Genomic DNA, 24,667 nt, shown 5'->3' with positions numbered 1-24,667 from the left:
CGGCTTTCCTGCGCGAGGCGAACAGTATTCAGGGGAAGCGTTGCGAAAGATGGAGAGGACACCTGTTTTGATCATCGGCTCGGGGCCGGTGGGGCTTTGCCTGGCGATTGATCTTGCCTATCGCGACATCCCCTCCGTTATCGTCGAACGGACGGATGGTGCTGTGAAGCATCCCAAGGCGGGGTCGCTCTCCAACCGCACCATGGAATTCTGCCGGCGCTGGGGAATCGCCGAAGACATCCGGCAATGTGGGTTTCCACGCGATTACGGCCTCAGCATGGTGTTCTGCACGTCGATCGTCGGCCACAATCTGGGGACGCACGTCTATCCCAGCATGGATGCGGACGTGATGCCGCCGCAGTCGCCGGAGAAGAAACAGCGGTCGCCGCAATTGTTCTTCGATCCGATTTTGGCGTCCTGGGCGAGAAAAAGCGGCAAGGTAACTTTTCTCTACCGCACTGAATATCGAGCTCTGCAGCAGGACGAGAACGGCGTGAAGGTGTCGGTCAGGGACCTGGCTTCTGATCGCGATTTTACGATCGAAGCTGATTATCTGGTCGGTTGCGATGGCGCTGCGAGCGGCGTGCGGGAGGCCCTCGGCATCGAACTGCAAGGTCGTAAAGCGCTCGACTATTCGGTCGCCGTATTGGTCCGGATCCCAGGACTGCGGCAGGCCCACGCGAAGGGTGATGCCGAGCGATACATTTTTGTGGGGCCAGCGGGAACGTGGGGCAATTTAACAGCAGTCAATGGCAGCGATCTTTGGCGTCTGACTGTACTTGGAGCGCAGGATCATATCGACATGGGCAGCTTCGACCCTGCCGGCTGGATGCGCAAGGCGCTCGGCTCCGACGATATTCCATTTGAGATTATCGATACCATGCCGTGGCGACGGGCAAGCCTTGTGGCGGAGTCTTACGGGGAGGGCCGTGTTTTCATCGCGGGCGATTCCGCGCACACGATGTCGCCGACCGGCGGTTTCGGCTTTAATACGGGCGCTGGCGATGCGATCGACCTCTCCTGGAAGCTCGAAGCGGCGCTTCGCGGCTGGGCTGGTGAGCATCTTCTGTCGAGCTACAGCCTGGAACGTCAGCCGGTCGGCACGCGCAATGCCGGCGTTGCGACCCAGAACTATTTTCATCTCACCTCCGCAGCGAATTGCCGGAACATTCTCGATGAGAACGCGCAGGGTCAAAGCACCAGAGATCGAATTGGCGCGGAGATCACCACCGCCACGATGACGGAATGGGAAACCATCGGTGTTAATCTCGGCTATCGATATGAGAATTCATCGATCTGCATTCCCGACGGAACACCTATGCCTGCGGATGACGCGTCGGCCTATGTGCAAACCGCGCGGCCCGGGCATAGGGCGCCCCATGCCTGGCTGACGGATGGGTCGTCGATCATCGATGCCTTCGGGGCTGGCTTCGTTCTTCTCAGATTTCCGGGAAGCGAGAACCCAATCGCGTTGGTTGAGGCCGCAAAAGCGCGAAATGTTCCGCTGCGCGTCGTTGACGTTGGCGAAGAGCATGTCGCTGCTCTCTACGAGAGAAAATATGTTCTTGTTCGCCCCGACGGGCACGTGGCTTGGCGATCCGACAGTCTTCCGTCCAACGGGATCGAAGTCATCGATCGCATCAGGGGCGCGTCGGGCAGGGCGGTCTGACCTGACCCATATAACCGCGAAGCGGAAAAATGAGGGGAGATGTTTCTGTGTTCGAAAGCGCGAAACCGCTCTTGAGATTGGCGCTTCCCGCTCTTATGGCGCTGCCGGTCTTCTATGCATCGCAGGCCGTTGCGCAGGCGTATCCAGATAAACCCATCAAACTGGTGGTTCCTTTCGCCGCGGGTGGAACGACCGATGCGTTGGGGCGCATATTCGCGCAGGCCTTCTCTCAATCCATTGGCCAATCCGTTGTTGTCGAGAATCGCCCCGGTGCGGGATCGGCATTCGGCATCGATATCGTCGCTAAATCGCCGGCCGATGGATACACTCTCCTATGGGGCTCAGCCGACGGATTGGCGGTGTTGCCAGCCATTCGAACGAACCTTCCCTACAATGCCGAAAAAGACCTTACGCCGATCACGCTCTTTGCTGCCGCTCCTTTTGTCTACGCGCTTCATCCGAGCATCCCGGCCAAAAGCGTCGCGGATTTCGTTCGTTATGCGAAAGCCAATCCGGGCAAGATCAACTATGGGTCGCCAGGTGTTGGGTCGGTCGCGCATCTGGCAACGGCGCTTCTGGAGACTCGCATTGGCATCAAACTGACGCACGTGCCTTACAAAGGCGGCTCGCAGGCCATCAGCGATCTGATTTCCGGCCAGATTGAGATGACGACCACCTCGCCCACTGTCATTCTGCCGTTCGTCCAGGCGGGATCGATTTCCGCCATTGCGCAAACGGGGCAAATGAGATCGCCTTTGCTGCCGAATGTGCCGACAATGGTCGAAGCCGGCTACGGCGATTTTGTGGTGGGGAGCTGGTTTGGCCTCCTCGGGCCGGCCAATTTGCCCGATGGCGTCACAAAAGCGTTGAAAGAGACCAGCGAGCGCATCAAGGCAAACCCGGAGCTGCAGACGCAGTTCAAACAGGTGGGCGCCGATTTGATGGATGCGCGATCCATCGATTTCAAGGCATTTATCAAAGACAACATCAAAATGTGGAAGGATGTTGTTTCAAAAGCTGGTATTCAGGTCCAAACGGAGTAGGCGCGGCCCACCGCGGGGGCGGGCCGCATAGTGTTGCATGTTTGGCTTACTGAGCCGCGTCGATCGCCTTCAGACCGGCGGCAGCGCAACCGGCATCTATGTCACCGGACGGTGCGCCGCCAACGCCAATGCCGGCGACCAGAGCCTTGCCGAGCTTAAGCGGCAGACCGCCAGCCTGAATGACCATGCGCGCATCCATGTCGCGCAGGCCCGCGTTGGCTGGCTTCGTGGCAATGAACTCGGCAAGACCGGCCGTGTCACGACCCATGGCGGCGGAGGTGAAAGCCTTGCCCTGCGCGCTCGTCGCCGTATGCGGACCGGAATTATCGGCCTTCAGCAGCACTTTGGTCGAGCCGTCGCGCGCCACGACGGCGACGCTGACATTGTGGCCCTGGGAGACACAGGCCTTCAGCGCAGCATCCGCGGCCTTGGTCGCGAGGTCGAGCGGCAGGTAAGGCGCGGTCGGCAGTTCCTGCGCGGTGGCAGCAAGCGGAGCAAGAAACGTGATTGCCAGTACGAGGTTGCGGATCATCAGGATCTCCTTTCCAATCAATGGAAGGAAGCTAATCCGGCCGCGACGTGTCCGGTATTCGTAGGCCTTGCGGCAACATCCGTAGTTCTACGGATTTTCGCGCCCCTCGAGCCAAAAGCGCGTTATCTCCGCCTGCGAGGTCGTGCCGAGCTTGGCGCCGATGGCGGCGCGATGGCTTTCTACCGTGCGCGGCGACAGGCCGAGGCCCTCGGCGATCTGGCGCGTCGTAAAACCTTCGGCGATCCGATCGAGGACCTCGCGTTCACGCGGTGTCAACGCTGAGAGCAATGCCAGCGTCTCCGCCTTCTCGGCGCGGCGGCTGAGTATACGCTCCAGCGCGCCTTGCCCCTTCTGGATCGCGTCGATCAAGTCCTGCTCGTCGATCGGCTTGGACAGAAAGTCGACCGCACCGTTGCGAAACGCGCGGCGACAGGCTTCGATGTCACCATGGCCAGAAATCACGATGGCCGGCCAATCGATGCCGCATGCAGTGAGCTGCTCCTGCAGCTTTAGCCCGGAAATCGCGGGCATGCGAATGTCGAGGATCAGGCAGCCGGGCTTCAGCTTTGGAACTTGGGCTAGAAACGCTTGCGGGTCGCCGAAGCTGATGGTTTCGATCCCGACGGTGGACAGAAGCAAGCCGAGGGCCCGACGCACCGCCTCGTCGTCATCGACCAGATAAACCGGGCGGCTCATTGTCGTACCTCCTTGGCACTCTCCTTGCGCGGCAGCACGACCTGGAAGGTGGCGCCGGGCCCATCGTTGATCAGCGCGATTTCTCCGCCGGTGCGTTCCACCAGACGCTGGCTCAGCGCCAGGCCAAGGCCGGTGCCCTCGACGCGGGTCGTCATGAATGGCGTGAAGAGACGTGGCCGCAACGCCTCGGATACGCCGGGGCCGTTGTCGATAACCTCAAGTACGGTTTGTCGCTCATCCTGCCGCAGAGTAACTGCGACATGACCCGCATCGTCCCCATCGCTCGCCGCCTCGATGGCATTACGCACGAGGTTGAACACCACCTGTTCCATCTCGACGGGATTGGCGATCACGGAAACAGGCTCCCTCGGAATATCGAACTCAAGCCGCGCACCGTGCGCGGCCGCTTGCGGCGCCAGCAGCGCGCGTACATTGCTCAGGGTCTCACGTAGATCGAACGCCGATGCCGGTGCCGTCTGCGGGCGCGACCAGTTGCGAAACCGCTCCAGGATCGCGGATGCCCGGCGTGCCTGGGCCACAGTGTCGTCCAGCACTGGAACCAACGCCGTTATATCTCCCCGGCCGAGTATCCGTCGTCCGGCCTGCGCCTGTGCAAGGATGGCGGTTAGCGGCTGCGTCAACTCATGCGTGAGGCCGCTTGCCATTTCGCCCAAGGCATTGACACGCGAAGCATGAGCGAGGCGCGAATCCAATGCGCTGAGCCGTGCCTGCTCTATCGCCGCACGGGTACGCGCTCGCTGGCGCAGGGCCAAGAGCGCAGCAAAATAGGCCACGCAGACAGCGATGAGTACCAAGCCTGTCTGCACGGGAGGATAGAGGTCGGCAAGTCCGATTTTCATTCCGGTTTCAAAGGGCAACGGCTGGGACGCACTGCCGAGCGCCTTTGAAAAGCGAACTGTCGCGGGCGTCCCAACTTGGCCAATAAGCGGATGGCCATCTGGCAACGACAGGCTAAGCACGACGCCAGGGCGCGACCAGAACGGTTCCGCTTCGCCAAGCAGCTTTTCCGCATCAATACCCAGCATCAACCCGTAACGCGCTGCATCCGAATTGGGACTGCGCTTGACCATAATGTAATGATGCGTCCGCCGGGGATGCGGCAATAGGGCGATCCGCCCATCGGAGGCTTTGGCGGCCGAACGGACAAGCTCCGCGGCAACCGGATCGAGTGGTTCCGTACCGACTGTTTGTCCTGAGGGATCGAGAGGAACGAGCTGCACTTCATCGATGCGCGGATAAAAGCGCGAAATCGTTGCGGCAACATCAAGAAACAGGTCGTGTCCTTTTTCTTCCGCGGCGACCGCAATTGCGGACAATGCCGTCAGGTGCGCATCGTGCTGGTCGGCGCGTTGGGACGCGAGCCGATGCAGAATGATGCTTTCCTGCTCCAGTTCGGCAGCCAGCGTATGGCGCTGAATGATCGCAAGCGTGCCGACAGCAGCAAGCAACAGAAAACACCCAACGGCGACCAGCTTGAGAGGGCTTTCAAGGAAAGGGCGATTAGCACGTATCATCGGAGCATTCTTGCAGTTTTCCCGCGCAACTGAAATGCAAGTTGCAATTTTTGTTCAACGCAAGTTGTCCTTAAACGTCAATCGAGAACAATGGTGATCAAGGAATGCCGGAAGGCAATAGTGCACTTTTGGGAGTCTTGGGCAATTTGCACGGTTGTTGGCTGGAAGCTGTCCTCTGATCCTTAAGGCGGGAAAGGGACGTTTCATCTCGTTCTGGGTGGCGAGGATGTACGGCGGCCCTTGGCGCGCACTTGAACGGAGTTATGGATGGTGAATTCGCTCGCTCCGGCAGTGTCGGGAAGGATCGCTCCGGGCCGAGGAGGATGCGAAAATGTGGGCGAGGCTCGAAAGCGACCGCCTACCTCGACGTAACCGCGGCGGCATTTTTGGCGCAGGAGTTTCGTCAGCTCCAGATTCGCTTCCTGCGTCGTGTCATAGAGATCGATACGACGTCGTCCGATTGTTCCAATTCGCCCCCACTGTCGAACGACCGAAGCCGAACTGAAAAGGGTGGGCTGCAGCGAGATCGAATAGAAGCGCGCCATGTTGCGGCTATGGTCTATGCGACGAAGATGGATGGAAAAATCGAGATCGTTGGACATGCCAAGGAATCTCGTCGGTCTCGGGTCGGCAGTCCAATTCGTTCTTTGAATCATGTCATGGCATTGATTCACGGAATGAATCAATTGCCAGCCGAAAGGTCGCTTCAACTCAGATTGAGCTAAGGCAATACTGTCTCGTCCAAGTCTTCACTGTCAGGTACGGCATCTGCAGCTAAACGCTCGTCAACTGCGCCAGCTGCGCCCGCAGAAGATCGCTGAACTTGCCTTCCCACGGACGATTCTGGTGGCGAGAAAGTCGGACCGCACGCAGCTGGCGGAGGATCGAGGGGCGCACGATCGCGTGGGCTTCAAGGACCTGAGTTTCGAGACTGCGCCGCACCGCCGATGCGGGCATGGCCGTGGCCCAGCCGCCTGATTTCACCAGGCGGATGGCGGCGGCCATGGAATCAAGCTCCAGTTTCGGCACGAGCGGCAGGCCGGCGTCGGCGAATTTGCGATCCAGAAGTGCGCGCAGGCCATGGCGCTGCGATGGCAAAACAAGATCGAGCTTGCCGATGTCGGCCATTTTGATGGGCCCTGTCGGGCAAATCGATTGTCCGGCTGCGGTCAGAATCGAGAGCGGTTCGGCAAACAACACCGTTTCCTTGAGCGCGGTATGGGTGTGCAGATCCTCGACGATGGCGATGTCGACCACGTTTTCGGCCAGCCAGTCCAGCAGGACGCCGCTGTGCGATTCAACGATCTTGAGTTCGACGTTCGCAAAGGCCTTCTGCCATTGCAGGATCGTGGCGGTCATCGCGCGAACAAGAAGACTGTCCTCGTCTAGTCCCGGCAGAACACCGACGCGCAGGGTGGTGCGTGCGCGCAGCGGTTTTGCCGTGGGGTTGCGTCCTTCCTGGCGCAGCGCTTCCAGGATCGGCGCGTAGATCTCACGCACTGTATAGGCGAGCGCCGTTGGGTGAATGCCTTGCGACGTGCGCGTGAAAAGGGTGCCGCCAAGGCTCTGTTCCAGCGTCCGGATCTGCATGCTGACGGCCGGTTGAACGACATTGAGTTTTGCCGCGACCCGGGTCATGGACCCCTCCTCGAAAGCACGCAGGAAATAGCGCAATTGCCGCGTCTCGGGAGGCGCCTGGGTTTCACTTGTTTCTTCAGGGTTTCGCTTGGCTTTGACGATTTGCGCTTTCAACACCGCGCAATAGGCGCGCTGCTCGGGGCGGCCCTGATCATCGCAGGTGATCGTGAGGCGCAGCGGCGGAAGCACTTTCGTGACATCGCGCACGAGCAACCGGGGATGTTGCAGAATTCGTGGATTGATCGCCAGGCGCGGCGCAAGAATCCGTCCGCTGTTTTGTGCCAGCAGAACGGCGATCAATTCATCCGCATCCTCGGCATGGTGATGAAAAACATATTCGCCGCCGATGGGCCATTTCTTCAAGGCTTCGCGCACCCTGAGTGGCAGGGCGGGAAGATTAATGTCTCCATCCAGGGTCTCGACGCGCGGCTGCGCGCGGCGATCCTGCGCCGGTCCGCCTATGCTGATCAGCAGCCATTGGTCGGAGATCGCGGTGCCGTCTCCTGCGAGATCTATATCGTGATCGATCTGTATCAGCTCGTCGCGCGGCGCGGGGCCGATCTCCGAGGGGAAATAAGTGGTTCTGATCTGCGGGGCTTTGACCGCGAGGGCTTGGCCGGCTTGGCGGCAGGCCCGCATCAATAAGCTCGCCGCCGAATAGGGAATTTGAACGCGCAGCGTCCTGATCGGCGCGGTCTCGGCGGCGCGAACATAATGGAGGCCGTGCATGGCGGCATCGAGCAGCGGCGATACTTTTCGATACAGACGCTGCGCCGATTTGGTCGGCCGCAGGCCAATCGGCGTGCGCCCGAAGAGCACATCGTTCAATTCGATCTCAAGCTGACGGATCTGCGTGCTCAAAGTCGGCTGCGTCACCTGGCAGGCTGCGGCCGCGGCGCTCATGCTGCGCTGCTCAACCGCCGCCGTGAAATACTGTACCTGCCGAAAATCCATGAATTTCAACCCTTCGCGCGGAAGGATGGTATAGGAAAATCTGATATCCGTCATTCTCAATCGATATTGGTCGATGCGCGCGGGGCTGCTTACTCTGCCGCAGAATTGCCGCTTTTGACGAAGGCGGCACGATCCGAGCGCAATGCCGAAAACGGCTCCGTCCTAGGTAGAGGGTAAGACGATGAAAGCTCATTTTTCCTATGTTTCCGCTTCCGCCTTAATAGGCGCCGCAGCCCTGGCGATCGGTACGCTGGCGGCCTTTCCGGCAGCCGCTCAGGTTAAGATCGGTTTCCAGGCTCCCCTGACGGGTCCGGCCGCCACCGATGGCGTCTCCGCCAAAGTGGCCTCCGAGCTGGCGATCGAGCGCATCAACGCCAAGGGCGGCATTCTCGGCCAGAAGGCCGAGCTGGTGACCTATGACGATCAGGCCAAGACCGAAGACGCGGTCTTCACGGCCAATAAGCTGATCGGCCAGGACGGCGTGAAATTCGCCGTGTCGGGCAGCTATTCCGCCTCCGGCCGCGCCGCCGCGCCGATCTTCCAGAACGCCAAAGTGCCGTTCATCTCCGCTTATGGCGTGCATCCCGATATCACGCGCACCGGCGAATATGCCTTCCGCACCGTCCATCTTGGCCAGCCGCAGGGCCGCGCCGCCGCCAAATTCATCGGCGACACCCTCGGCAAGAAGCGGATTTCCGTCATCTCGATGGACAACGACTATGGCCAGGCGACGCTCGAAGGTTTCAAAAGCGCGGTCGATACGTTCGGCATAAAAGTTCTCGGTGAATATTCTTACCCGCTGCGCGACCGGCAGTTCGGTTCGATCGTCGCCAGCGTCAAGCGCGACAATCCGGAAGCGGTCTATATCACCGGCTATTTCTTCACTGGCGGTCCGCTGGTGACGCAGCTCCGCGCCGCCGGCATCACCGTGCCGATCATCGGCTCGCAGGCCTTCGATGCGCAAAAGCTCATCGAAATCGCCGGTCCTGCGGTGGAAGGCGTCTATATCGTCGGCGGCCTCAACCGCGACCCGTCGAACGAAGAGCTGAAGACCTATCTGGCCGATTTCCAGAAGCGCGCCGGCTATCCTGGTGAAAATGTCGGCGCGACCGTCTATTCGGCGATCGTTCTGATGGCTGACGCCATCAACCGTGCCGGTACGCTGGATCAGGCCAAGGTGCGCGACGCGCTCGCGAACACGAAGGACTTCCCGCATCTTGCTGGCAAACTGGTCAGCTTCAATCCGCTGCGCGAAATCAACATGCCGATGAACGTCAATATTGTGAAGGACGGGCAGTTCCGCCACTTCACCTGGATCGATGATCTGAAACTGCTCGCGCCGCCGACCGAATAAGGCGGTTCACCCGGGTAACGTCAGGGCCAATGCGGGCGCAAGCCCGGGCCCTGACGATCGGTCTCGATATCCGGTCTCTCCTGTGGGATCACATTTGTGTATTACGTCGATCTTCTTCTCAACGGCCTGATCTTCGGCAGCATGTACGCGCTGATGGCCATCGGCCTGACGCTGGTCTATGGCCTGCTGCGGATTCTTCATATCGCGCACGCCATCGTCTATGCGCTGGGCGCCTTCATCACCGTGATCGTCGCCAATGCCACCGGCAGTATCGCGCTCGGCATCGTGGTGGCCATCGTCGTGTCGGCCATCTTCGGCATGGGCGTCTATCGCGTGCTCTACCAGCCGCTGCTCAGTCATCCGCCCTATGTGGCGATGATCGCTTCGATCGGCCTGCTCATCTTTATGGAAGATGCGTTCCGCATCGTGTTCGGTGAACAGGGGCTGACCTTCACGCGCAATCCCTATCCGACGCAGATCTACGATGTGTTCGGCGTGACGATCAACACGGTGCAGATCGCGATGATCGTCCTGTCGACGGTCTGCCTGGTTGCCTTGGCCCTGTTCACGACGCGCACGCGCATGGGCATCGCCTGGCGCGCGACAGTGTCCAATCCCGTCATCGCCACCAGTTTCGGCGTTGACGCGATCAAGGTGCGCTACCTGAATTTCATGATCGGGTCGGCCCTGGCGGCGCTGGCAGGAGCATTGATCGCGCTTCTGAACAATTTCGTCGAGCCGACCATGGGCTTTGTCGTCAGCTATAAGGCGCTGGCCATTATCGTCCTGGGCGGCCTGGGCAGCATGCGCGGCACGTTGATCGCGGCGCTGGCGCTCGGCCTGGTCGAATCCTTCGGCACGATCTGGGTCGGTTCCTATCTCGACCGCGACGCGCTGGCCTTCCTGTTTCTAATTATCGTCCTGATGGTGCGTCCCCAGGGCCTGACCGGGGCACGTGCATGACCCTGTATGCTTACAGTCTTCTCTCGATCCTCGGCATCAATATCATGCTGGCGGTCAGCCTGAATCTGATCAGCGGCTTCTGCGGTCAGTTCAGCCTGGGCCACGGTGCTTTCTATGGCGCGGGCGCCTATGCGGCGGCGCTGTGCGCGGTCGCGGGCTATCCCGTGCCGGTCGCTTTGCTGGCCGGCATGGCGGTGGGCGGCGCGCTCGGCTTCATCGTCGGCTTCGCCTCCGTGCGGCTGCGCGAAGATTTTCTCGTGGTGACGACGATCGGCGTCAGCTTTCTGTTCGTCGGCTTCGTGCGCAAGCAAAAGTGGCTCGGCGCCGAAATGGGCATCAGCAAGATTCCCGCCAGCGGCCTCGGCCCCGAGGGCAATGCGGTGATGATCCTGCTGTTTGCCGCAGCCACCATCGCGTTGTGTCTCTATCTCAACCGCAGCTGGCTCGGCTTCGCGTTCCGCGCGGTGGGCGATGATGAGCAGGCGGCGCGGACGATCGCCATTCCCGTCTCCACTTATAAACTGCTGGCCTTCGCCATCGGCACGGCGATCGCCGGGCTGGCGGGCGGCCTCTACACCTATTTCACCCAATTCATCGTGCCCGATTCCTTCACCTTCATTCTGTCGGTGACGGTGATGGCGATGGTGGTGATCGGCGGCATCGGCTCGACCTGGGGCGTGGTGATCGCGGCGATCATTCTGACACTGCTGCCGGAGGCGTTCCGTTTCATCAACGACTATCGGCTGCTGATTTTCGGCGGTGTGTTGATGCTGGTCATGCGGTTCGCTCCGGGCGGTCTCGCCGGGATCGCGACGTCGCTCACACGGAGGCTGCGCAAGGCATGACAACGCTGCAAGTCGAATCCGTTTCCATCCGCTTCGGCGGCGTTCAAGCCCTGACGGATGTCAATTTCTCCGTCCAGAAGGGCGAGTTCGTCGGCCTGATCGGCCCCAACGGCGCCGGTAAGACGACCTTGTTGAAAATCATCGCCGGCATTCTGACGCCCGACACTGGCCGCGTCATGCTTGAAGGTGCTGATGTAACGCGTCTGCCGACGGCCAAGCGCGTGCGCAAGGGGCTGGCGATCACCCATCAGATCGTGCGGCCGTTCCGCTCGATGACGGCGCTCGACAACACGGCGCTGGCGGCGGGATATAAGATCACCTCCAATCCGCTGACCGCCGCCTTCCATTGGCGGCGGGTAATGCAGACGTCTCGCGCCGCGGAAATGCTCGCCAAGGTCGGCCTTGGCGGCCTGGAACACCGTGATGTCAGCGCCTTGCCTCTGGGCAATCTCAAGCGGCTGGAAGTAGCGCGCGCCCTGGCGCTCGATCCGTCCGTCATCATTCTCGACGAGCCGCTGGCCGGCCTCAACCACCGCGAAGCGGAGCAGCAAGCCGATACGCTTGCCGCGCTCAATGCGGAAGGGCTGACCATCGTTCTGATCGAACACAATCTGAGCGAACTGGTGCGTGTCTCCAAGCGTTTGCTGGTGCTGGACGGCGGCAAGATCATCGCCGATGGAGCCCCGGCCGAAGTGATGGCCAATCAGGCTGTTCGCGAAGCCTATGTAGGAAAGGCCGACGATCATGCTGCGGCTTGAACATCTGAGTTGTGGATATGGGCCTGTCGTTGCGGTCGAGGACGTGAGCTTCGAACTGCCGACCCATTCCTCGTTGGCGCTGCTCGGGCCGAATGGCGCCGGCAAGACGTCGACCATCATGGCGATCATGGGCCACACCACCATTCAAGGTGGCCGCATCCTGTTCAACGATCAGGACATCACGCGCCTGCCGCCGGTGAAGCGCGTCGAACTGGGCATCGCTCTGGTGCCGGAAGGCCGCCGCCTGTTCACCGATCTGTCCGTCGAGGAAAACCTGACGGTTGGCGGCTATCGCCTGCCGGTCCAGCGGGACCGCATCAATCGCCAGCGCGTCTATGATCTGTTCCCGCGTTTGTCCGATCGCCGCAAGCAGATTTCCGGCTCCCTGTCGGGCGGCGAGCAGCAGATGCTGGCGATGGGCCGGGCCCTGATGACGGAACCGAAGCTGCTGCTGATCGACGAATTGTCGCTCGGCCTGATGCCGAAAATGGTCGACCTTTGCTTCGGCGCGCTGGCGACCCTGAAACAAGAAGGCGTCACCATCCTGCTCGTCGAGCAGAACACGGCGCGTGCGCTCGATTTCGCTGAGAATGTCTGTGTGATGACGTCCGGCGTGCTGGCGTTCTCCGGCTCTTCCAAACAAGCCAAAGCTGACGAGAACCTCTTTGATGTTTTCGTCAATGCGGCGCATGAGTGAGTGACTGTGATGAGTGATTTCGATCTTGTCGTAACCGGCCGTGTCGTCCTCACCGACCATGTGATCGACAATGGCTATGTCGCCGTTCGCGGCGGCATCGTTGAACGGGTCGGCGCTGGCACGCCGCCGCAGGCCAGGGAACGAGCCGACTTTGGCGCCGCCTATGTGCTGCCGGGCGCCATCGATTCCCAGGTCCATTCGCGCTCGCAGAAAGACCAGGAAGATTTCATCTGGTCGACCCGCTCAGCCGCCGCCGGCGGTGTCACGACCATCGTCGACATGCCTTATGATGAAGGGTTTCTGGTGTCCTCCGGCGAGCACGTTCGCCGCAAGGCTGACGAGGCGGGGGCGCAGGCGCGCGTCGACTTTGCGCTCTATGCCACGATCGATCCCGAGGAAGGCGCCAAGCGGATCGACGAAATGGTCGCGGCGGGCGCCGCCTCGTTCAAATTCTCGACTTTTGGCACCGATCCGAAGCGGTTTCCGCGCATCCCCCCGCAGACCCTTCATGCCTGTTTCAAGGCAATCGGTCGCCATGGACTGATCGCTGGTGTTCATAACGAGAACGACGAAATGGTGCGCGCCGCCATTCAGGCGGTGGAAGTCTCCGGCATCCGCGATTATCGCGCCCACGCCATGTCGCGTCCGCCGGCGACGGAAACCCTGGCCATGGCGGAGGTTTACGAACTGGCGGCCGATGCCGGCTGCTCCGGGCACATCGTCCATTGTTCGCTCGGGCGCGGCTATGACCTGTGCGCGGGCTATCGGGCGCAGGGATTCGATCACACCATCGAAGCTTGCATCCACTACCTGACCCTCGACGAAGAAAACGACGTGGCGCGGCTCGGCGGCAAAGCGAAGATCAATCCGCCGCTCCGCCCGCGCCGGGAAGTCGAGGCGCTCTGGCGTCATCTCGCCGCCGGCAATGTGACAGTGGTGTCCACCGATCATGTGAGTTGGTCGGAAGATCGCAAGACCAATCCGGACATGCTGAAGAATGCCTCCGGTGTGCCGAGCCTCGAAGTGCTCTATGCGCTGCTGCTGAAGGGGCTGACCGAACGTCGCCTTGATGTCACCTGGGCGGCGCGCCTCCTGGCCGCCAATCCGGCGCGCCTGTTCCGCATCGGCCATCGCAAAGGCGCGCTCGAAGCGGGCCGCGATGCCGACATCACGGTGATGGCCCATCGCCCGGGCCGCTACGATGCGGCCGCGAGCGGTCACAACTTCGTCGGCTGGAGCCCGTATGAGGGCATCGAACTGCCGTATCGTCCGGTGGCGACTTTCCTGCGCGGCAAGGCGATCTTCGACGGCACCAACGTTCTGGCCGCGCCGGGCAACGGCACCTTCGTGCATCCGGTTCTGGCGAGCCGGGCGGAGGCCGCAGCCTGATGAACAAGCTGCCGATCAATCAGGACCGCATGTGGAACGATATAATGGCCCTAGCGGCCATTACCGATCCGGACAGGCCTTACACGCGCCGCTCTTTCTCGCAGCGTTTTCTTGAGGGACGCGAGTGGCTGCGCCAGCGTTTCGAGGAAGCCGGATTGAGCGTGCGTCTCGATCAGGCGGCCAATCTGATCGGACGTGTGGAAGGCACGGAGGCGGCCGCGCCGCCGATCATGCTCGGATCACATTCCGACACCGTGCCCTCGGGCGGGCGCTTCGATGGCATTGCCGGTGTCATCGTCGCGCTTGAAATCGTCCGCGCCATGAAGGATGCGGGCTATCAGCCGCGCCACCCGGTCGAAGTGGTGGATTTTCTGGCCGAAGAGCCCAGCGAATACGGCATTTCCTGTGTCGGCAGCCGCGCCATGGTCGGCGCGCTCGACGACAAGATGCTGGCCTATACCAATGCCGCTGGCGAAAAGCTGGCGGACGCGATCCGCCGCGTTGGGGGTGATCCGGACCGGCTGGCGCAGGCGCGCCGCTCCGATGTTGCCGGCTTTCTCGAACTGCACATCGAGCAGGGCCTGGTGCTGCAAAACAACAAGATCGATCTCGGCCTGGTGTCAGCGATCGTCGGCATCACCCGCATCGAGGTCGTCTTCAAGGGCGAGGCCGATCATGCCGGCGCGACGCCGATGAGCTATCGGCGCGACGCCAGCCTGGCGGCGGCGCAGCTTCTGCTCTTCGTCAACCGGCGGGCGAAGGAGCTGGCGGGGCAGGGCAAGGGCCATTTCGTCGCCACCACGGGCATTATCGACATTCATCCCAATGCCTCCAATGTGGTTCCCGGCGAAGCGCGTCTCGTTTTCGACATCCGCGCCGAGGATTATGCTTTGGTGGCGGAATTCAAATCGGCGCTGGAACGCGGAAGCCGCGCCTTTGCCGCTCAGGAAAATGTCGAATTGAAGCGCTACGCCATTCTCTCTGACACGCAGCCGACGGCTTGCGACAGCCATCTGCGCGACCTGCTTGGGCGGGGCGCGAAGCGCTATGACTTTTCGGCGATGACCCTGGCCTCGGGCGCTGGCCACGATGCCGCCTTCGTCGCCAAGATCGCGCCGAGCGCCATGCTGTTCATTCCTTGTCGCGATGGCAAAAGCCACGCGCCGGAGGAATGGACCGAGCCGGAACAGATCGCGGCGGGCGCCGCCGCCATGTATGAAGCCGTGCGGCTTCTCGACGGACACAACAGCTGACGGAGCCGAAAATGGGACGGATTCTTAACGCGCGCGACGTGGAATGCGCCGGCAAGGGCGGAGCGGTTTTCGCAGCGGGTGGCGGCGGCTGGGCCGATCACGGCCGCATGCTGGGCACGGCGGCGGTCAATGCCGGCCAGCCCGAACTGGTGTCGATGGATGAAGTGCCTGATGACGCCTGGATCGCTACCGCCGCCGCCATCGGCGCGCCGGCCAGCACCACCGAATGGCAGATGCTCGGCGTTGATTACGTCAAGGCCGTGCAGCTGGTGCAGAAGGAATTGGGCGCGCCGATCTATGGGCTGATCATCGGCCAGAACGGCAAATCGAGCACGATGAATGCCTGGCTGCCGTCGGCCATTCTCGGCACCAAGGTCATCGATGCGGTCGGCGACATTCGCGCGCATCCGACCGGCGACATGGGTTCGATCGGCCTCGCCAATTCGCCGGTGCCGATGATCCAGTCGGCGGTCGGCGGCAACCGCAGCAAGAACGCCTATATCGAACTAGTGGTGCGTGGCGCGACAGGCAAGATCTCGCCGATCCTGCGCACGGCCTCGGACATGTCCGGGGGCTTCATCGCCTCCTGCCGCAATCCCGTGCCCGCATCCTATGTCAAAAAACATGCGGCGCTCGGCGGCATTTCCATCGCGTTGGCGTTGGGTGAAGCGATTTTGAACGCGGAAGCCAAGGGCGGCGCGGCGGTGATCGACGCCATCTGCCGGGAAACCAAGGGCGAGATCATCGGCCAGGGCAAGGTGATGAAGAAGGCGGTCACATATACCAATGAAGCCTTCGATATTGGTACCATTACCATCAACGAAGGCGCCAAGGCGATCACCTTGCATGTGATGAATGAATATATGGCGGTACAGGATGCGCAAGGCGCGCGCCTTGCCACTTTCCCCGATGTCATCACCACGCTGGATAAGAACGGCGTTCCCGCCAGCGTCGGCGAAATCCGTGAGGGCGACGAGCTTCTGGTGCTGCGGATCGCCAAGAATGTGATTCCGCTCTCGTCCAGCGTCACCGATCCGTCGGTCTATCCGATCGTCGAAAAGGCGCTCGGCCTCAATCTCACCGATTACGCATTAAGCTGAGGTTCCAGATGGCGAAGCGTACATTCTCGGTCACCTCCGGTGGGCAATTGCGGTGCAAGGGCTGGCGGCAGGAAGCACTGCTGCGTCTTCTGGAGAATGTCCTGGCCGTCGGCGAGGACCCGGACAATCTCGTCGTCTACGCCGCGCTCGGCCGTGCGGCGCGCGATTGGCCCTCGCACGACAAGATCGTCGAGACGCTGAAGACGATCGAGGACGGCGAGACCCTGCTGGTGCAATCGGGCAAGCCGATCGGCGTCATCAAGACCCATGCCAAGGCGCCCGTCATCATCATGGCCAATTGCAACATGGTTGGCCAATGGGCGAAGGCCGAGAATTTCTACGAGCTGGCGAAGAAGAATCTGATCTGCTGGGGCGGCCTCACCGCCGGCGACTGGCAATATATCGGCTCCCAGGGCGTCATTCAGGGCACCTATGAAATTTTCATGCGCATCGCGGCCAAACATTTCGGCGGCGATCTGGCCGGGCGCTTCGTGCTCACCGCCGGCATGGGCGGCATGGGCGGGGCGCAGCCGCTCGCCGGAAAAATGGCGAAGGCGGCGATCCTGTGCGTCGATGTCGATGAATCCCGCATCGACAAGCGCATGGCGATTGGCTTTGTCGACGTCAAAACCAAGTCGCTCGATGAAGCGCTGGAAATGATCCGCCAGGCGCAGGTGGAGAAAAAGCCTTTGTCGGTGGGCCTCTGCGCCAATGCGGCCGAAGTCTATCCGGAGATCGTCCGTCGCGGCATCGTGCCCGATGTGGTGACCGACCAGACGGCGGCGCATGACCTCGTCTATGGCTATGTGCCTGCTGGCCGCAGCCTCGAAGATGTACGTGAGATGCGCAACGGCGATCCGAAGATTTTGATGGATGAATCGATCAAGTCGATCGTGCGCCACGTGTCAGCGATGCTGGACTTCCAGAAAAAGGGCGCGGTTGTCTTCGACAACGGCAATCTCATCCGCACCCATGCCAAGAACGGCGGCGTCGCCGACGCGTTCGATATTCCGATCTTTACCGAAGCTTTCCTGCGGCCGCTGTTCGCCCGCGCCATCGGCCCGTTCCGCTGGGTGGCTCTGTCGAATGATCCAGAAGACATTCGCAAGATCGATGACCTGGTGCTCGAGCGTTTCGGCGACAATCAGATTGTCTCGAACTGGATCAGGCTGGCCCGCCAGCACGTGCCGTTCGAGGGGCTGCCGGCGCGCATCGCTTGGCTCGGCCATGGCGAGCGGACGGAACTGGGGCTCGCGGTCAACAAGATGGTGCGCGATGGCAAATTATCGGGTCCGGTGGCGTTCACCCGCGATCATCTCGATGCCGGCGCCATGGCGCATCCCAATATCATGACCGAGAACATGCGCGACGGATCGGATGCGATTGCCGACTGGCCGCTGCTCAACGCCATGGTCCATTGCGCCTCGCAGGCCGATCTGGTCGCCATTCATTCCGGCGGCGGCGGTTACTCGGGCTATATGACAAGTGCCGGCGTTACCTTGGTGGCGGATGGTTCGGAAGCGGCCGATGAGCGTCTCTCCCTGTCGTTGACCAACGATACGACCACGGGCGTGATGCGTTATGCCGATGCCGGATATGAGGAGGCTTTGGACGAAGCGCACCAGAAGAACATCCGGCATTTCCGGTTGCCGCCGCAATAGGCCATTGTAAGCATTTCAGACAGGCGAGTACGCAATCCATGACCGATCAAAGCATGCGCGGGTTTATCTCCGTCCTCGAGCAAAGGGGCGAGCTGCACCGTGTGAAGCGGCTGGTCGACCCGCGCTTCGAGCTGGGCGCGGTGATGGCGCTCAAGGATCGGGGCCCGGGCCTGTTGTTTGAAAAGGTCGGCGCCGCCGATGCGATGCCGGTGGTCGGCAATCTCCTGGCGACACGCGAACGCTTCGCGCAGGCCCTGGGCGTGGAGCATGAAGAGCTGGACGCGAAATTGTGGCAGGCGCTGGCTCATCCGATCAAGCCGGTTCTGGTCAATGCGGCGCCGGTCCAGCAGGTGGTGCACGCGGACAACATCGATCTGGCCGGCCTGCTGCCGGTGCCGACCTGGTTCGAGCGCGAGACCGCGCCCTATATCACCGCCGGCGTCATCATCGCCAAGGATCCGGAAACCGGCCGCCGCAACGTCTCGATCGCCCGTTTGCGCCTGGAAGGCGGCGGACGGATCATGGCGGGCATCGCCAAGAACCATCACCTCTATATCCTGGCCGAGAAGGCCAAGGCGCTTGGCCGCAAGCTTGAAATCGCCGTTGCCATCGGCAATCACACGGCGGTGCTGCTTGGTTCGCAGCTCTATCTGGGGCTCGGCGATGACGAATACGACACGGTCGGCGGTCTGCTTGGCGAGGCACTGCAGCTTGTTCGCTGCAAGACAGTCGATCTGGAAGTTCCCGCTCACGCCGAGATCGTGCTGGAAGGCCATCTCGATCCGGAAGCGTTGATCGACGAAGGGCCGGTCTCGGAATTCCATGGTTTCTACGTCAACTATGGTCCTGGGATGGGGGGATCGATCCACTGCGTCACGCATCGGCGCGATGCGATCTATCAGGCGATTTTGCCGGGCTATGCCGCCGAACATTGCCTTCTCGGCGGCGTCGCGATCGGTGCGACGCTGTGTCAGGCCCTGCAGCGCATGATTCCCGCCGTGCGGCGCGTCGTCATCACCGAAGGCGGCATGGGCCGCCTGCATGCGGTGATTTCCATGCATCAGCCGCGCCTTGGCGAAGGCGCGCGCGCCGTCATGCTGGCCATGGGGCATGTCAACCTGCTCAAACTGGTGATCGTGGTCGAGGACGATGTCGATCCGGAAAACTGGCGCGAGGTGGAATGGTCACTCGCGGCGCGTTTTCGCGGCGGCGAGGATTTGATTGTCGTGCCGCATGTCAAGGCGGACCGGTGCGATCCGGTGCATGAAAATCTCACCGTGACCAAAATCGGCATGGTGGCCACGACGCGGCCGGGCGATGGCGAAACCGACACCCGCTCGGAATGGGCTCGTGCTCCCCTTTCGCTTCTAAATCGTGTTCGAGATGATCTGAGTAACTACTAACCGACAAGCGCGAATTGAAGAATAGGCTAGGCGCGGTATCGTCTATCAAATAGTTTTGGGCCGGCTGCCACGACTTCGCACGACCTGTTCCATGTGTCGAAGAAACTCAACCGCGATCTGCGACAGGGGTCCTCCTCTTCTGCTCACAACGCCTATCTCTCGAATAATAGCAGGCTTGATCTGCACGACGGAAACCGGAAGGCTTCCGCTGAGGAAGACAGTCGGCAGTATGGACACGCCAAGATCCGCGGCGACCATCGCCAATGCCGTTTCCGGCTGTGCAACGGTGTAGCGCATTGTAAACTTCTGCTTACTCCTCGCAAATGCCGCTTCAACACTGTCTCGAATATTCGATCCCCGCTTTATTGCGATGATGGGTTGATGTGAGAGTTCTTGCAGTGTCGTCGACTTTCGGTTGGCCAATGCATTTGCAGTTGGAACGACCGCGACGAATTGGTCCGCAATGAGGGGCGAAAATGCAAGGTTCGTTTTCTTTGCTGGCCTTGGAACGATCCCTATATCCGCTTCGCCCTCGGAGACTGCCCGCTCTATTTCGCTCGACATCAGTTCCATGATTTCGACACGCACATTGGGGAGTTGGTGTCCGAAACGTTCGAGAGTGAGGGGTAGGACCTTCGACGCGATCGAGGGCACGGCGGCAACGACTAGGCGCCCTCGTTGATGAGAGGCATGGTCGCGCATCTCATGTACGCCTACGTCCAATTCGGCGACGGCGCGTGTAGCGCGCGCTAAGAAGCGCTTCCCTTCCACCGTCAGCTCCACTCGTCGAGTGGTGCGGCGAAGCAATGCGACCCCAAGAAATTCTTCCAGTTCCTGGATATGAGTGGTAACGGCCGGCTGTGTCATTGCCAGCCGTTCTGAGGCCCTTTTGAATTGCATCTCTTCGGCAACAGCGATGAAGCTCCGGATACGGACAAGACTGAGACCGGCCTTAGCAAGCGTCTTTTTCATTTATAATCTCTGATAATAAATGGTTTATATAATACAAATTGACGAATTATGCCACGGACTGTTTTGTACTCGGACGAGGCTTCAGAGGCTTTTTGGCGCAGCGGTATCGAGCAAGCCGCAACGTGAAGAATACCTGTCCGGATCGGCGAAACGTCCAAAGAGCTGGAATCGCAGGGGCGATAATTTCGTTTGCATGCAAGGGTAATGACCTAAATGGCGGCCGCTGATGAGATAGAGCAATCTTGCGCGAAACTAATTGTTGCTCTCGCTGACTACACCGACAATAGCGACTATGAGGCCGCTCTTAGCTTGTTCGATGAAAATGCCGTGATGGATCGAGACGGTCAGCGGTTTATCGGAATCGAAAGCTTGCGCGCAGTTTATGCAGCGCGGCCGGTAAATCGTGTCACTTGCCACATTCTCTCGAACATCGCGATCGATGTGCTCAGCACGCAAACCGCGGTTTCGCGTTGCCTGGTCACGGTCTATCGACACCATGGCGATAGCGCGACAACGCTCCAGCCTCCGTATCCACTTTCCAGTCCCGAAACCATTGGCGAGTATCGCGACAGGTTCGTGCTCACACCGTCCGGTTGGCGGTTTGCCGAGCGGATCACGCGCTCGATGTTTCAGGCCGGCGGCAGTTCGTTAAAGTCACCGGAGGTGTGATCTTGAAAATTCTCGCTCGCATAATCCTGCTCGCTGGGGCGATCGTCGCTGGGGGCGCGGCATCAGGACAAGACTATCCGTCTCGGCCCGTGCGCATCATCGTCGGCTTCCCGGCCGGTGGCTCGATGGACATTGTCGCCCGCCTTCTCGGGGAGAAACTCGGCGCCCAAATGGGGCAACCGTTTATTGTCGAAAATCGGCCGGGCGCACTCGGCACCATCGCATTGAACACCATGATGACGATCCCGCCGGACGGTTATACGCTGCTCTTGGGGACGAACACACAGATCCAGCGCACCACGACCGTTGAGAATAATCCCTATCGCTTACTTGAGCCCATCGCTCTGACCGGGGTTATTCCGGTGACGCTGTTGGTCAATCCGGGGCTCGGGGTCAGCACTTTGCCGGAGTTGATCGAGAAGTCCCGCACGGCCAACTCGCCTTTAACGTTCGCGACGCCCGGCCAGGGTTCGGCGATGCTGCTCGCCATGGAAATGTTGCAGCAACGCGCCAACCTGAAACTGCTCCATGTGCCGTACAACGGCGGTCCGCCGGCCGTGAGTGATGCTGCCGCCGGACACGTGAACATGGTGTCGATCGGGCTTCCGACTGCGCTGGGGCAGGTGAACGGGAATGTCCTGAAGCCGCTTGTGGTCCTGCAGGAGGAGCGTACCCGGCTGCTGCCCGATACGCCGACAGTGCGCGAGGCGACGGGCATCGGCGGGATCAATTTCCTTGTTTGGATCGCTCTGTTCTCACCGCCGAAAACGCCCGTCGATATCGTGAAGCGTCTGGAAGCGGAGACCGGGACGGCCCTGGCGGATAAAGACCTGCAGGCCAAGTTTGCCGAAGCGGCGATCGACGTGAGATTCGCCAAGGGTGCGACGCTTGCCGATCTCATGGCGTCCCAGATTCGGTTGTCGCTCGAAGCCTTGAACGCGGCTGGTGATGAAGAGCAAAGCAGCCAGGGAAGGAAGTGATGGATCGAGTGCTCAAGATAGATCCGCAAGACAATGTCGCGACATGTCTTGCGGAATTTGCCGCAGGCGCAGAGATCGAGATCGTCGATGCGTCGGGCCAGTTGCAGGTGCGGTTGCGCTCTGCGATTCCGTTTGGTCATAAGTTCGCGCTGACCAATATCTCGGCTGGGGCTCCAGTGCTTAAATATGGCGTCGTCGTCGGGCGCGCCACCCAGGCGATCGCCGCCGGCGAGCACGTGCATCTGCACAATATCGAGAGCAATCGGGGCAGGGGAGATCGCTCCTAATGACGACGCCTTCTTCAGCGCACGACATCTTTCTTGGATATCCACGTCCGGATGGGCGTATTGGCGTGCGCAATCATGTCGCGGTCATCGCTGTGATGGACAATGTCAATCCGGTCGCGCGTCGGATTTGCGCACAGGTGCCAGGAACCGTGCCCATCTGCGTCGCTTACGGTCGCGGCATGGTGGCGGAGGATCGCGATCAGCATGATCGCGTGCTGATCCATTACGGCATGCATCCGAACGTCGCCGCGACATTGGTCATCGGCCTCGAATCGGTGACGGCGGAGCGATTCGCTCGGGCCATTGCGGGTGCCGGCAAGCCGGTGGAATGGATCGCGGTGCAATCGCTTGGGGGCACCGTCAAGGCCGTCGCTTGCGGCATCGAGAGCGCGGCGAAGATGGTGGCAGCGGCTGCGTTGATCGAGCGTGTTTCCACGCCGCTTTCCGCGCTGACTGTCGGACTTGAATGTGGCGCGTCGGATGCCACGTCAGGCCTCACTGCCAATTCGGCCATCGGTCGTGTCGCTGATCTGGTGGTGGACGCAGGTGGCACCGCGATCCTTTCGGAAACGGATGAAATCATCGGCGCGGAACATCTCCTGTCCCAGCGTGCGGCGGCGCCGGAAGTGTCGGAGCAGTTGCTTACCGCAGTTGCTGACGCGGAGGCACAGGCGCGTTTCCAGGGCATTCAGCTCTTGCCGCTCGGTGAAGACAATATCATGGGCGGGCTGTCGACGATGGAGGAGAAGTCGATGGGCGCCGTGCGAAAAGGCGGTACCTCTCCATTGATGGAAGTGGTCGGCTATGGCGAGCGGCCCTCGCAACGCGGCCTGATCTTCATGGACGCGCCAGCGCCCGGCGTCGAGAACATCGCCGCCATCGCCGCCGGAGGTGCGCAGGTTATTTTATTCGCCACCGGCGTTGGCAATCCGATCGGTCATCCCCTCGTGCCGACGATCAAGGTCACCGGTAATCCCGGCACCGCACGGACGTTCGCGGATAACATCGATGTGGATCTTGGCGGCATCATCACCGGCGAATCCGACATGGACGACGCAGCCGAACGTCTGAAGGCGACGCTTCTCTCTGTGGCCAACGGCGTGCAGACGCGTTCCGAAACCTTGGGCGACACGGAAATATCGATCTCCCGTGTCGATGTGGCGTTCTTGAAAGCCCGGCGGAACCTAGGCTCATGATGTCTGCTACCACGTGGTCGATAGACAGTCTTGAGAGCTGGGCAACACGGCTACTGGTGGTATCGGGCCTGGCGGCGCAGGATGCAGCCGCGATCGCCGGTCTCATCGTGCGCACAGAAGCACGCGGGGTCGTCACGCACGGGCTGTCGAGGCTGCCCAGCTATGTCGAAAAGCTTCAATCGGGCGAATATAATGCGCATGCGCACATCACGCATACGATGAAAGCTGGAGCAGTGCGGCTGGATGGCGATGGGGCGATGGGTCAGCTCGCCGGGCTTCGCGCTATCGAGAAGTGTTGCGAGCTGGCGCGCGAACAGGCCGTCACCTTGTGCTTCGCGCGCAATCTGGGCCATTTGGGTGCGGTCGGGCTCTATCCGCTGATTGCGGCTGAACGCGGTTTCGTTGCGATTGCGATTCAGCGCACGCCGCCCTTGCTGGCGATGCCTGGTTCCAGCGGTCCATTGATCGGACATAATCCGATCGCGTTTGCTGCGCCAATTCCAGACAGCGAACCTTTGGTCTTTGACATGGCGTGCAGTGTCGCGGCACGGGGCCATGTTTTGCTTGCCGTCGAGCGCGGCGAAGACATCCCCGGAGGCTGGGCCGTCGATGAATTCGGCACCCCAACCACCGATGCGAAGAGTGCCCGCGATGGCATGTTATTGCCGTTCGGCGGGTACAAGGGGCTCGGCATTGCAATGCTGGGAGAAATATTGGCGGGGAGCCTGGCGGCCGATATGGACGATCGCGAGCGCATGCAACCAGCGGCGGCGGCGAGCCTTGGGGCGGGGGCACTTGGCGGGCAAACCGCCTTCTTCCTTGTGATCAATCCCGCGCTCGCCACGGAGACCCTGACCTACGCCGCTTTGGCGACCGACTGGACCCGGCAATTTGCGGCTAACGCGGGTCCGGCGGCACGTCTGCCCGGCCAGCGTGCCGCGACGCTCGAACGCGCGGCGCGTGATCGCGGTGTCCCGGTTGCTTCAGATGTGGTTGAACGATTGCTCACCTTGAGCGAGCGTCTTGGCGTAGCAGCGGCATCGCCGATGCAATGACGGGGGTATACTCAGAAC

At 61.1% G+C, this 24,667-nt stretch carries 23 protein-coding genes; 17 read left to right on the top strand and 6 right to left on the bottom strand.

The genetic code is table 11. The annotated features are described in order from the left end of the window. Positions 1-49: 49 nt before the first annotated feature. Both BLW50_RS28310 and BLW50_RS28305 read left to right on the top strand, forming a co-directional pair. A complete protein-coding gene (locus BLW50_RS28310) occupies positions 50-1,669 on the top strand; it encodes an FAD-dependent oxidoreductase (protein ID WP_090710070.1) in 1,620 nt (539 codons plus the stop codon). Positions 1,670-1,716: 47 nt separating this feature from the next. Beyond that, positions 1,717-2,712, top strand: a complete 996-nt coding sequence (locus BLW50_RS28305; protein WP_170850426.1) for a Bug family tripartite tricarboxylate transporter substrate binding protein — start codon at positions 1,717-1,719, stop codon at positions 2,710-2,712. A gap of 46 nt (positions 2,713-2,758) precedes the next feature. Here BLW50_RS28305 and BLW50_RS28300 read toward each other — a convergent pair whose 3' ends face one another. From BLW50_RS28300 to BLW50_RS28280, 5 genes are all read right to left on the bottom strand, one after another. Next, positions 2,759-3,244, bottom strand: a complete 486-nt coding sequence (locus BLW50_RS28300; protein WP_090710066.1) for a GlcG/HbpS family heme-binding protein — start codon at positions 3,242-3,244, stop codon at positions 2,759-2,761. Between the two features lie 87 nt (positions 3,245-3,331). Continuing rightward, positions 3,332-3,940, bottom strand: a complete 609-nt coding sequence (locus tag BLW50_RS28295; RefSeq protein WP_090710064.1) for a response regulator transcription factor — start codon at positions 3,938-3,940, stop codon at positions 3,332-3,334. Further along, positions 3,937-5,409 (bottom strand): sensor histidine kinase, encoded by a 1,473-nt coding sequence (locus BLW50_RS28290; RefSeq protein WP_244544509.1) that lies wholly within the window; start codon positions 5,407-5,409, stop codon positions 3,937-3,939. Before BLW50_RS28290 ends, BLW50_RS28295 begins: the two co-directional genes overlap by 4 nt. A 269-nt stretch (positions 5,410-5,678) precedes the next feature. Then, positions 5,679-6,077 carry a WGR domain-containing protein gene (locus BLW50_RS28285; RefSeq protein ID WP_090710060.1) on the bottom strand — a complete coding sequence of 133 codons (399 nt, stop codon included), beginning with the start codon at positions 6,075-6,077 and terminating at the stop codon, positions 5,679-5,681. 172 nt (positions 6,078-6,249) lie between these two features. Then, a complete protein-coding gene (locus tag BLW50_RS28280; RefSeq protein ID WP_090710057.1) occupies positions 6,250-8,121 on the bottom strand; it encodes a LysR family transcriptional regulator in 1,872 nt (623 codons plus the stop codon). Between the two features lie 127 nt (positions 8,122-8,248). Between BLW50_RS28280 and BLW50_RS28275 the strand changes: the two genes are divergently transcribed. The 10 genes from BLW50_RS28275 to BLW50_RS28230 all read left to right on the top strand — a co-directional run bounded on the left by BLW50_RS28275 (position 8,249) and on the right by BLW50_RS28230 (position 19,490). Then, positions 8,249-9,421 (top strand): ABC transporter substrate-binding protein, encoded by a 1,173-nt coding sequence (locus tag BLW50_RS28275; RefSeq protein ID WP_090710055.1) that lies wholly within the window; start codon positions 8,249-8,251, stop codon positions 9,419-9,421. A gap of 96 nt (positions 9,422-9,517) precedes the next feature. After that, the gene (locus tag BLW50_RS28270) at positions 9,518-10,384 is read left to right on the top strand and encodes a branched-chain amino acid ABC transporter permease (RefSeq protein ID WP_090710052.1); all 867 of its coding nucleotides are present in this window, start codon (positions 9,518-9,520) and stop codon (positions 10,382-10,384) included. Continuing rightward, the gene (locus tag BLW50_RS28265; protein WP_090710049.1) at positions 10,381-11,229 is read left to right on the top strand and encodes a branched-chain amino acid ABC transporter permease; all 849 of its coding nucleotides are present in this window, start codon (positions 10,381-10,383) and stop codon (positions 11,227-11,229) included. The genes BLW50_RS28270 and BLW50_RS28265 overlap by 4 nt, the downstream gene beginning before the upstream one ends. Continuing rightward, entirely contained in the window at positions 11,226-11,987 is a 762-nt protein-coding gene (locus tag BLW50_RS28260) for an ABC transporter ATP-binding protein (RefSeq protein WP_090710046.1), read from the top strand. The genes BLW50_RS28265 and BLW50_RS28260 overlap by 4 nt, the downstream gene beginning before the upstream one ends. Further along, positions 11,974-12,684, top strand: coding sequence for an ABC transporter ATP-binding protein (locus BLW50_RS28255; RefSeq protein WP_090710041.1), 711 nt, complete (start codon positions 11,974-11,976; stop codon positions 12,682-12,684). The genes BLW50_RS28260 and BLW50_RS28255 overlap by 14 nt, the downstream gene beginning before the upstream one ends. A gap of 9 nt (positions 12,685-12,693) precedes the next feature. Then, on the top strand, positions 12,694-14,073 hold the full coding sequence (locus BLW50_RS28250; protein WP_090710039.1) for a dihydroorotase: 1,380 nt from the start codon (positions 12,694-12,696) through the stop codon (positions 14,071-14,073). Beyond that, positions 14,073-15,326 carry a Zn-dependent hydrolase gene (locus BLW50_RS28245; protein WP_348272888.1) on the top strand — a complete coding sequence of 418 codons (1,254 nt, stop codon included), beginning with the start codon at positions 14,073-14,075 and terminating at the stop codon, positions 15,324-15,326. The genes BLW50_RS28250 and BLW50_RS28245 overlap by 1 nt, the downstream gene beginning before the upstream one ends. An 11-nt stretch (positions 15,327-15,337) precedes the next feature. Then, positions 15,338-16,426, top strand: a complete 1,089-nt coding sequence (locus BLW50_RS28240; RefSeq protein ID WP_090710035.1) for a DUF917 domain-containing protein — start codon at positions 15,338-15,340, stop codon at positions 16,424-16,426. An 8-nt stretch (positions 16,427-16,434) separates the two neighbouring features. Next, the gene (locus BLW50_RS28235; RefSeq protein ID WP_090710033.1) at positions 16,435-18,087 is read left to right on the top strand and encodes a urocanate hydratase; all 1,653 of its coding nucleotides are present in this window, start codon (positions 16,435-16,437) and stop codon (positions 18,085-18,087) included. Positions 18,088-18,125: 38 nt separating this feature from the next. Next, positions 18,126-19,490 carry a UbiD family decarboxylase gene (locus tag BLW50_RS28230; RefSeq protein WP_090710031.1) on the top strand — a complete coding sequence of 455 codons (1,365 nt, stop codon included), beginning with the start codon at positions 18,126-18,128 and terminating at the stop codon, positions 19,488-19,490. Between the two features lie 45 nt (positions 19,491-19,535). On the opposite strand, the gene BLW50_RS28225 is transcribed toward BLW50_RS28230, so the two are convergent. Next, positions 19,536-20,462, bottom strand: a complete 927-nt coding sequence (locus tag BLW50_RS28225) for a LysR family transcriptional regulator (RefSeq protein ID WP_090710029.1) — start codon at positions 20,460-20,462, stop codon at positions 19,536-19,538. A 213-nt stretch (positions 20,463-20,675) separates the two neighbouring features. Here BLW50_RS28225 and BLW50_RS28220 point away from each other — a divergent pair, with 213 nt between their 5' ends. The 5 genes from BLW50_RS28220 to BLW50_RS28200 all read left to right on the top strand — a co-directional run bounded on the left by BLW50_RS28220 (position 20,676) and on the right by BLW50_RS28200 (position 24,649). Continuing rightward, a complete protein-coding gene (locus tag BLW50_RS28220) occupies positions 20,676-21,131 on the top strand; it encodes a nuclear transport factor 2 family protein (RefSeq protein WP_090710027.1) in 456 nt (151 codons plus the stop codon). Positions 21,132-21,220: 89 nt separating this feature from the next. Continuing rightward, the gene (locus BLW50_RS28215; protein WP_139267777.1) at positions 21,221-22,111 is read left to right on the top strand and encodes a Bug family tripartite tricarboxylate transporter substrate binding protein; all 891 of its coding nucleotides are present in this window, start codon (positions 21,221-21,223) and stop codon (positions 22,109-22,111) included. Then, positions 22,111-22,398 carry a UxaA family hydrolase gene (locus BLW50_RS28210; RefSeq protein ID WP_090710021.1) on the top strand — a complete coding sequence of 96 codons (288 nt, stop codon included), beginning with the start codon at positions 22,111-22,113 and terminating at the stop codon, positions 22,396-22,398. The genes BLW50_RS28215 and BLW50_RS28210 overlap by 1 nt, the downstream gene beginning before the upstream one ends. Continuing rightward, the gene (locus BLW50_RS28205; RefSeq protein WP_090710019.1) at positions 22,398-23,594 is read left to right on the top strand and encodes a UxaA family hydrolase; all 1,197 of its coding nucleotides are present in this window, start codon (positions 22,398-22,400) and stop codon (positions 23,592-23,594) included. Before BLW50_RS28210 ends, BLW50_RS28205 begins: the two co-directional genes overlap by 1 nt. Continuing rightward, the gene (locus tag BLW50_RS28200; protein ID WP_090710017.1) at positions 23,591-24,649 is read left to right on the top strand and encodes an Ldh family oxidoreductase; all 1,059 of its coding nucleotides are present in this window, start codon (positions 23,591-23,593) and stop codon (positions 24,647-24,649) included. Before BLW50_RS28205 ends, BLW50_RS28200 begins: the two co-directional genes overlap by 4 nt. Positions 24,650-24,667: the final 18 nt, after the last annotated feature.

Source organism: Beijerinckia sp. 28-YEA-48 (assembly GCF_900104955.1).
In the GTDB taxonomy this organism is placed as follows: domain Bacteria; phylum Pseudomonadota; class Alphaproteobacteria; order Rhizobiales; family Beijerinckiaceae; genus Terripilifer.
The sequence above is the reverse complement of the archived record's forward strand: the minus strand, read 5'-3'. Positions and strand labels throughout refer to the sequence as shown.

Coding starts and splice junctions, on each gene's coding strand:
- BLW50_RS28310 (WP_090710070.1), top strand. CDS start 50: ATGGAGAGGACACCTGTTTTGATCATCGGCTCGGGGCCGGTGGGGCTT.
- BLW50_RS28300 (WP_090710066.1), bottom strand. CDS start 3,244: ATGATCCGCAACCTCGTACTGGCAATCACGTTTCTTGCTCCGCTTGCT.
- BLW50_RS28295 (WP_090710064.1), bottom strand. CDS start 3,940: ATGAGCCGCCCGGTTTATCTGGTCGATGACGACGAGGCGGTGCGTCGG.
- BLW50_RS28285 (WP_090710060.1), bottom strand. CDS start 6,077: ATGTCCAACGATCTCGATTTTTCCATCCATCTTCGTCGCATAGACCAT.
- BLW50_RS28280 (WP_090710057.1), bottom strand. CDS start 8,121: ATGACGGATATCAGATTTTCCTATACCATCCTTCCGCGCGAAGGGTTG.
- BLW50_RS28275 (WP_090710055.1), top strand. CDS start 8,249: ATGAAAGCTCATTTTTCCTATGTTTCCGCTTCCGCCTTAATAGGCGCC.
- BLW50_RS28265 (WP_090710049.1), top strand. CDS start 10,381: ATGACCCTGTATGCTTACAGTCTTCTCTCGATCCTCGGCATCAATATC.
- BLW50_RS28260 (WP_090710046.1), top strand. CDS start 11,226: ATGACAACGCTGCAAGTCGAATCCGTTTCCATCCGCTTCGGCGGCGTT.
- BLW50_RS28255 (WP_090710041.1), top strand. CDS start 11,974: ATGCTGCGGCTTGAACATCTGAGTTGTGGATATGGGCCTGTCGTTGCG.
- BLW50_RS28250 (WP_090710039.1), top strand. CDS start 12,694: ATGAGTGATTTCGATCTTGTCGTAACCGGCCGTGTCGTCCTCACCGAC.
- BLW50_RS28245 (WP_348272888.1), top strand. CDS start 14,073: ATGAACAAGCTGCCGATCAATCAGGACCGCATGTGGAACGATATAATG.
- BLW50_RS28240 (WP_090710035.1), top strand. CDS start 15,338: ATGGGACGGATTCTTAACGCGCGCGACGTGGAATGCGCCGGCAAGGGC.
- BLW50_RS28235 (WP_090710033.1), top strand. CDS start 16,435: ATGGCGAAGCGTACATTCTCGGTCACCTCCGGTGGGCAATTGCGGTGC.
- BLW50_RS28230 (WP_090710031.1), top strand. CDS start 18,126: ATGACCGATCAAAGCATGCGCGGGTTTATCTCCGTCCTCGAGCAAAGG.
- BLW50_RS28225 (WP_090710029.1), bottom strand. CDS start 20,462: ATGAAAAAGACGCTTGCTAAGGCCGGTCTCAGTCTTGTCCGTATCCGG.
- BLW50_RS28220 (WP_090710027.1), top strand. CDS start 20,676: ATGGCGGCCGCTGATGAGATAGAGCAATCTTGCGCGAAACTAATTGTT.
- BLW50_RS28210 (WP_090710021.1), top strand. CDS start 22,111: ATGGATCGAGTGCTCAAGATAGATCCGCAAGACAATGTCGCGACATGT.
- BLW50_RS28205 (WP_090710019.1), top strand. CDS start 22,398: ATGACGACGCCTTCTTCAGCGCACGACATCTTTCTTGGATATCCACGT.
- BLW50_RS28200 (WP_090710017.1), top strand. CDS start 23,591: ATGATGTCTGCTACCACGTGGTCGATAGACAGTCTTGAGAGCTGGGCA.